At 38.2% G+C, this 7,244-nt stretch carries 7 protein-coding genes; 5 read left to right on the top strand and 2 right to left on the bottom strand.

Annotated features, from left to right (window positions below; genetic code table 11):
* The first annotated feature begins 181 nt into the window (after nt 1-181).
* Together WFK35_RS18920 and WFK35_RS18915 are read left to right on the top strand one after the other, a co-directional pair.
* Complete coding sequence (locus WFK35_RS18920) at nt 182-742, top strand: RNA polymerase sigma factor (protein ID WP_235131412.1); 561 nt, start codon at nt 182-184, stop codon at nt 740-742.
* Between the two features lie 136 nt (nt 743-878).
* The gene (locus WFK35_RS18915) at nt 879-2,207 is read left to right on the top strand and encodes a hydroxymethylglutaryl-CoA synthase family protein (protein WP_336733867.1); all 1,329 of its coding nucleotides are present in this window, start codon (nt 879-881) and stop codon (nt 2,205-2,207) included.
* A 48-nt stretch (nt 2,208-2,255) separates the two neighbouring features.
* Here WFK35_RS18915 and WFK35_RS18910 read toward each other — a convergent pair whose 3' ends face one another.
* Nucleotides 2,256-3,179 (bottom strand): AraC family transcriptional regulator, encoded by a 924-nt coding sequence (locus tag WFK35_RS18910; RefSeq protein WP_336733866.1) that lies wholly within the window; start codon nt 3,177-3,179, stop codon nt 2,256-2,258.
* Between the two features lie 181 nt (nt 3,180-3,360).
* Here WFK35_RS18910 and WFK35_RS18905 point away from each other — a divergent pair, with 181 nt between their 5' ends.
* From WFK35_RS18905 to WFK35_RS18895, 3 genes are all read left to right on the top strand, one after another.
* On the top strand, nt 3,361-4,890 hold the full coding sequence (locus tag WFK35_RS18905; RefSeq protein WP_336733865.1) for an aldehyde dehydrogenase family protein: 1,530 nt from the start codon (nt 3,361-3,363) through the stop codon (nt 4,888-4,890).
* 261 nt (nt 4,891-5,151) lie between these two features.
* Nucleotides 5,152-6,189 carry an alcohol dehydrogenase AdhP gene (adhP, locus tag WFK35_RS18900; RefSeq protein ID WP_214589019.1) on the top strand — a complete coding sequence of 346 codons (1,038 nt, stop codon included), beginning with the start codon at nt 5,152-5,154 and terminating at the stop codon, nt 6,187-6,189.
* Between the two features lie 255 nt (nt 6,190-6,444).
* On the top strand, nt 6,445-6,828 hold the full coding sequence (locus WFK35_RS18895; RefSeq protein ID WP_336733864.1) for a DUF779 domain-containing protein: 384 nt from the start codon (nt 6,445-6,447) through the stop codon (nt 6,826-6,828).
* On the opposite strand, the gene WFK35_RS18890 is transcribed toward WFK35_RS18895, so the two are convergent.
* A partial coding sequence (locus WFK35_RS18890) for a hypothetical protein (protein ID WP_336733862.1) occupies nt 6,829-7,244 on the bottom strand: 416 nt, incomplete at its 5' end.

Here is a 7,244-nt window from a genome sequence, read left to right as displayed (position 1 = left end):
CTCGCTATTTTGTTAGATATAGGTTTCGGCGGCTTTGCCGCCGAAACCTATATCTAACAAAATGAGCTCAGACAAATGCTGCGATCAGGGCTAAACCTCAGTCGGCAATACCATTTTTATCAAAAAATCATTTGATCTCCTGCGTTGTATTTTCAGCGAAAATCAGTTATATTTGTTACTAATGAACGACGAACAATTATTTCCTCTCATTCAGAAAGCGAAGGAAAAAGACCAGAAAGCGCAGACAAAGCTCATCAACATTTTTTGGGTTGATGTTTTTTCTTTTGTAATGAAAAAAGTTCACGACGAAAATGATGCTGACGAAATCACCGTAAATGTTTTTTCAAAAGTCCTTTCAAAGCTGGAAATGTACGATCCGCATTTTCAGTTTAAAACATGGGTTCTCACCATCGCCCAGAATACCATCATCGATTTTTGGCGGAAAAAATCTAAAGAAAATCAGGACCCTACAGAAAATCTGGATGAAGTAAAAAACCAGTATGCCAAATCTCCTGAAGAATTAATGATTTCCGAAGAAGAACAAAAGAAAATCATAAAAACAATAGAATCTTTAGATGTCAATTATCAGGAAATCATTCGTTTAAGATTTTTCGAAGAAAAAAGCATCAAAGAAATTGCCGAAGAACTGGGCATTTCTGTCGCCAATACAAAAGTTCGGGTGATGCGTGCAAAAAAAGTTTTGGCAGAATTACTGAAAAATAATGAGTTTGAGGATCAATAATCCAAGATCTCCATCTTCAGGCATAAAACATAATGCACTGAGGTTTATCATATTCTGAATAAATTTTTAATAATTGCTAAAAATCATATATGATTAAACGTTTACATTTTCTAAATTCGTATGAAAATTAAGAAATATGACTTTTGGAATTGAGGCAGCAAGCTATTATGCACCTTCATTATATTTGGAAATTAAAGATTTAGCAGAAAAAAGAGGAATCGAACCTGCAAAACTCGAAAAAGGATTGGGATTGCATAAAATGGGCTTTCCCGATGTTCATGAAGATGCCGCAACATTTGCAGCAGAAGCATTACTTAAGCTCATACAGGATTATAACATCGATCCGAAAGAAATATCAAGAATTTATTTAGGAACAGAAAGCGCTTTAGATGCCGCTAAACCAACCGCTTCTTACGCTATGCAGATGGTAGAAAAAGTTCTCGAAAAAGAATTTGGAGAACGGGTTTTCAGGAATTGTGATGTGGTAGACATGACTTTTGCGTGTATTGGAGCAGTAGATGCGCTTCATAATTCTTTAGATTTTGTAAGAGCAAACCCTGATAAAAAAGCGGTAGTTATTGCAAGTGATTACGCAAAATACGAACTGGCTTCTTCCGGAGAATATACACAGGGTGGAGGAGCAGTTGCGGTTTTAATTTCTTCAAAACCTGATCTCATTGAAATTGAGAACAATTGGGGTGTTGCCACAGAATCGGTCTTTGACTTTTTCAAGCCGCGTCGTCATTTCAAAAAAGAAGATTTAACGAATGCTCCCGAAAGTTTTCCCGAAAAAATAGAAATTTTCACGGATGAACCTGTCTTTGACGGACAATATTCCAACCAGTGTTATCAGGACAGAATTAGAGAAGCTTACGATCATTATAAAGAAATTACAGGGCTTAATAAGCCTTACGAAAACTGGAAATATCTGATCTTCCATCTTCCTTACGCCTTCCACGGAAAGAGAGTTTTCACAGAAATTTACAGCTTAGAAAACGGTTTGTCTTACCAAACTCCTGAAGAACAAAAAGCGGTGGCAAAATCAGAAGAATACCTTCAGTTTATTAATGATAAAATTGAAAAATCTCAACGTGCATCTTCGGAAATCGGAAATATGTATACCGCTTCCATTTTTATGGCTCTACTTTCCGCTTTACAGACTTCTTTTAACGAGAATGAAGAATTGGCAGGACAGCAAATCGGATTTTTAGGATACGGAAGCGGATCAAAATCCAAAGTTTTTGCCGGAAAAGTTTCAGAAAACTGGAAAAAGGTGGCTGAAAAATGGAATTTATTTGAAAGCTTAAAAAACAGAACAGCAATTGATTTTGAGACTTACGAAAAACTCCACAGAAAACAACTGCAAAATTCAGTTAACGAAAACTATAAAGGCTTTGGTTTAACATCAGTAGAATTGGAAAATCCTGTTTTAAAAGGCGCAAGATATTATGATTATCAGGGATAATTAAAAATTAAGAATAATATTAAAACATCTCAATTCGAGGTGTTTTTTTTATTCCGGAAACAACACTGTATCCTGATAACTTTTCGGGGTTACTCCCACTAATTGCTTAAATACTCTCGTAAAATAATTTGCATCCGAAAACCCTGTCTGATAAGCAGTTTCCTTAATGCTGTTCTGGCTTGCCAACAGTTCTTTTGCGCGATTGATTCTCTCCTGCAGAATAAATTCATTCGGAGAAGTTCCCAGTTCGTCTTTGAACATTTTAAAGAAATTGGATTTACTTACATATGCCATTTTTGCAATGCCGTCTATCGATAATTTCTGATGAAGGTTTTTCTTAATATAATCTACGGCAAAACCAATTCTGGATTTATTTTTTACAATATTTTTCTCCACCATGCTTCTTGCCTGAGTCTGCATCAGGCGGATCAGAAGTTCCTTCAACGCAAAATCTGCCATAATATCCTTTTGTGAATTATCGTCCATGGCAATTCTCATGATATTATTCGTTGCCGAAGCCAAAGACTGATTATTAAACAGAAAATATTCATCAAGTTCAATATTCCAGCGCGAAGTTTCGTCTACTTTCGGAAGATGATAATTGAGGTGATTAAGAGAACTCTCTATGAATTCAGGATTCAGGCTTAAAGAAATACACTGGGAAGGCGTTTCATCCGCTTCAGGAAAATCGATTACCATCGTTTCTCCCGGCGAAACCAAAACACTTTCTCCGGGATAATAATCGAAATAGCCCGTTTTATGATCTATTTTCATATGCTTTTTGCCTCGAAGCATTGCCGTGAATGCAATCGTTTCAAAATGCAGTTTTACATCGAAAGCAGCCTTATGCGTTTCGTAGATGCTGAATTCACAATTGTTTAGATTGAATTTTGTCTGATTTTCAACCAAGTGCATAAGCTGGTTTTCCCTTTTCAATTCAGGAGTTTCTAATAAAATCTTGTTATTGTTCATTTCTAAACATTTTTAATAGCCTGTTTACTCAAATATAGAAAATAATCGGCTTACAATACTGTTAATGAAATAATAAAATTTTCTGTCTGCACGATTTTGAAGTTTTTTTGTACGATTGTGCTATCCGAATCTCTAAGGGAAGTGTAATTTGGCAATAGATAAAAATTAAAATTGTACGAATATGAGCACTACAACACAACAGCAATCAGGCACACTATTGCAATGGCCTGAATTCAAAAAAAGATATGACAATTACATCAACGGGCAGTTTACAGCTCCCGTTAGCGGAGAATACTTCGACGTCGTTTCACCTATTGACGGTAAAAATTTCACACAGGCAGCGCATTCATCCAAAGAAGATCTTGAACTGGCGGTAAATGCAGCCGAAAAAGCATTCCAGACATGGAAAAACACTTCTTCCACAGAAAGAAGTATCATTTTGAATAAAATTGCCGACAGGATCGAGCAGAATTTAGAATACATCGCAACTGTTGAAACCATCGATAACGGAAAAGCGGTAAGAGAAACTTTAGCAGCAGATATTCCTTTGGCGATCGATCATTTCAGATATTTTGCATCCGTTATCAGAGCAGAAGAAGGCTCTCATAACGAACTGGATAAAGATACCGTTTCATTAATCGTTCACGAACCGCTTGGAGTAATCGCACAGATCATTCCGTGGAATTTCCCGATCTTAATGGCAGTCTGGAAATTAGCTCCGGCTTTGGCAGCAGGAAACTGCGTTGTTTTAAAGCCCGCAGAAAGTACTCCGATTTCCATTATGGTTCTTATGGAACTCATCGGCGATCTGCTTCCGGCAGGTGTTGTAAATATTGTGAACGGTTTCGGAGCAGAATTGGGAAGAGCTTTGGTAACCAACCCGAAAGTAGCAAAAGCAGCCTTTACAGGATCTACAGCAACCGGTAGACTGGTCATGCAGTACGCAACAGAAAATATCATCCCTGTAACGTTAGAATTAGGAGGAAAGTCTCCAAACGTTTTCTTCAATTCGGTAATGGATGCGGACGACGAATTTTTAGATAAAGCTATTGAAGGCGCAGTTCTTTTTGCTTTGAATCAGGGTGAAATCTGTACATGTCCGTCAAGATTACTGGTTCAGGAAGACATTGCAGATGCCTTCATTGCCAAAGTGATCGAAAGGGTAAAAGCCATTAAAGTCGGAAATCCTTTAGATAAAACCGTAATGATGGGAGCGCAGGCTTCACAGATTCAGAAAGACAAAATCCTTTCCTACATCAAATTAGGAAAAGAAGAAGGCGCAGAAGTGCTTGTCGGGGGAGATGTAAATCATGTTGGCGAAGGTCTGGAAGACGGATATTATATTCAGCCGACCATCTTCAAAGGAAACAACAGAATGAGAATCTTCCAGGAAGAAATTTTCGGACCTGTTCTGGCATTCACCACCTTCAAAGACGAAGAAGAAGCATTAAAAATTGCAAACGACACCATTTACGGTCTTGGAGCAGGAGTATGGACAAGAGATGCCCATCAGCTTTATAACATTCCGCGTCATATTGAAGCAGGAAGAGTCTGGGTAAACCAGTATCATGCATATCCTGCAGGAGCACCATTCGGAGGATACAAACAGTCGGGAATCGGTCGCGAAAACCACAAAATGATGCTGGATCATTACCGTCAGACCAAAAATATGCTGATTTCCTACAACAAAAACAAACTAGGTTTCTTTTAATCTTAAATATTAGGGCGTGCCCGTTTTCCCCGTCTCGGCAACGGGGAAAAACGGTCGGGCTATTCAGGGCTCCACTTCGTTTCGGTGCTCCGTTTCACTCCGCACCGGCTCGTTCCTCGCCGCCCTTCCTATCCCTCACGCGAACAACCATTCGTCCTGATCCGGAATTTTCGGGTGAGCAGGAACTTTTGTGTCATTTAGAACGTATCAAAACTTTAAAGAACCAGACTAAACTTAAAAACCAACTCAAAAAAATAAATAATGATTCCAAAAACAATGAAAGCAGCAGTTGTTCAAGGCTATGGACAACCCCTGAAAATAGAAGAAGTTCCCGTAAGAGAACCCGGAAGATATGAAGTACTCGTAAAAGTAATCGCCTGTGGCGTTTGTCACACAGATTTACATGCGGTGGACGGTGACTGGCCTGCAAAACCAAAAATGCCTTTAATTCCGGGACATGAAGGAGTGGGGATTGTCGTTGCATGTGGTCCTGAAGCTTTTGTAAAAGAAGGAGATGCAGTGGGGGTTCCGTGGCTCTATTCTGCCTGCGGATGCTGCGATTATTGTATTACAGGCTGGGAAACACTTTGTGAAGCCCAGAAAAACGGAGGATACAGCGTTGATGGAGGTTTTGCCGAATATGTCATTGCAGATTCACGATATGTAGGACACCTGAAACCGGATGTTAACTTTTTAGAAATTGCGCCGATTCTTTGTGCGGGAGTCACCGTATATAAAGGTTTAAAGGAAACGGAAACAAAACCGGGAGAATGGGTTGCCATTTCAGGAATCGGTGGATTGGGACACGTTGCCGTTCAGTATGCAAAAGCCATGGGAATGCATGTTGCCGCCATTGATGTTGCAGATGATAAACTGGATCTGGCTAAAAAATTAGGCGCAGATCTGGTCGTGAATGCCAAAACAACAGATCCCGGAGAATACCTCCATAAAGAGGTTGGCGGAATGCATGGTGCATTAATTACAGCAGTATCTCCGATTGCCTTTAAACAGGGAATTGATGTCCTCAGAAGAAAAGGAACAATCGCGTTAAATGGTCTTCCGCCGGGATCATTTGAACTTCCGATTTTTGAAACCGTATTAAAAAGAATCACGGTGCGAGGCTCCATCGTAGGAACTCGAAAAGATCTTCAGGAAGCACTGGATTTTGCAAATGAAGGACTGGTGAAAGCAACGGTAACCCCGGCAAAATTAGAAGATATTAACGATGTTTTCGATAAAATGAAGAAAGGGCAGATCGATGGCAGAATTGTTCTCGATATTGCAGGAAGTTCGAATTAAATAAATTTAGAGTTTCGGCGAAATGACATTTCGCCGAAACTTTTTAACTTTATGTAAGAAAAATAATGACGAGGGAAACGGAGGCGTTAAGAACATGATTTTTGCGAATGGATCAAAGAAGAGATAATGACATTCTGAAATACCGAAAATGTTGTCATTCTGACGAAGGAAGAATCTAAACCTTATTTATAAAGATTTTTTACTTCACTTCTGAACTGTGTTCGTAGACCTTTAATTCACTAAAAATAAAGAAAAATGCAAACAAGAATAGCAAGACTCTCAGCAACCGAAAAAGCTCTGGAAGTCATTTGGGAACTGGAAAAAAAATACGGTGATCTGATGTTTTATCAGGCAGGAGGATGCTGTGAAGGAACGCAGCCGCAGTGTTTTGAAAAAGGAGGATTTTACCCGAGAATGAACGATGCGATGATCGGTACGATTAACAATCATGAATTCTGGATCGACCGTGATCTCTTCGAATACTGGAAATACTCACATTTTACACTCGATGTTGTCGATGGTTTCGGACCGGGCGCATTCTCTTTAGAAACACCTCTGGGAAAAACATTCAAAGTCATTTACAGACTTTTCACGCCAGAAGAACTGGAGAATTTAGAACCGGTGAAACGGAGTGAATAATTATCGTGTATTTTTTAACATATTATTTTTCTGAACTATAAAATTTAATTCTCTTTCAAAATCGTATTTTCCCCTAGTAATATTTCTTTTTAGAGTAAAATAATAATTTATAACTCCAATTATTGGTATAATTACTATAAAAGACATATCAGAACCGCCTTGGAAAGGAATATTGAAAAATATAATTAAAAAAATTATCAGAAAAATTAAGGATATACCGGAATATTTTATGGGAGTGAATTCCATTCTAATGAATGTTTTTCCGTTTTCATCATTTATCGTACCTCTTATATAAGGATTTGGAGAACTCATATCAAAAAGATGTCTTCTTCTCATAATCAAAAATTCGTTTTTATTCAAATATCCTTTATATTCATATCTTTTTGGAATTAAATATTCTGAATTTTCAAAAAAAC

Origin of the sequence: Chryseobacterium sp. VD8, from assembly GCF_037149975.1 — a bacterium.
GTDB lineage: Bacteria > Bacteroidota > Bacteroidia > Flavobacteriales > Weeksellaceae > Chryseobacterium > Chryseobacterium indicum.
The sequence above is the reverse complement of the archived record's forward strand: the minus strand, read 5'-3'. Positions and strand labels throughout refer to the sequence as shown.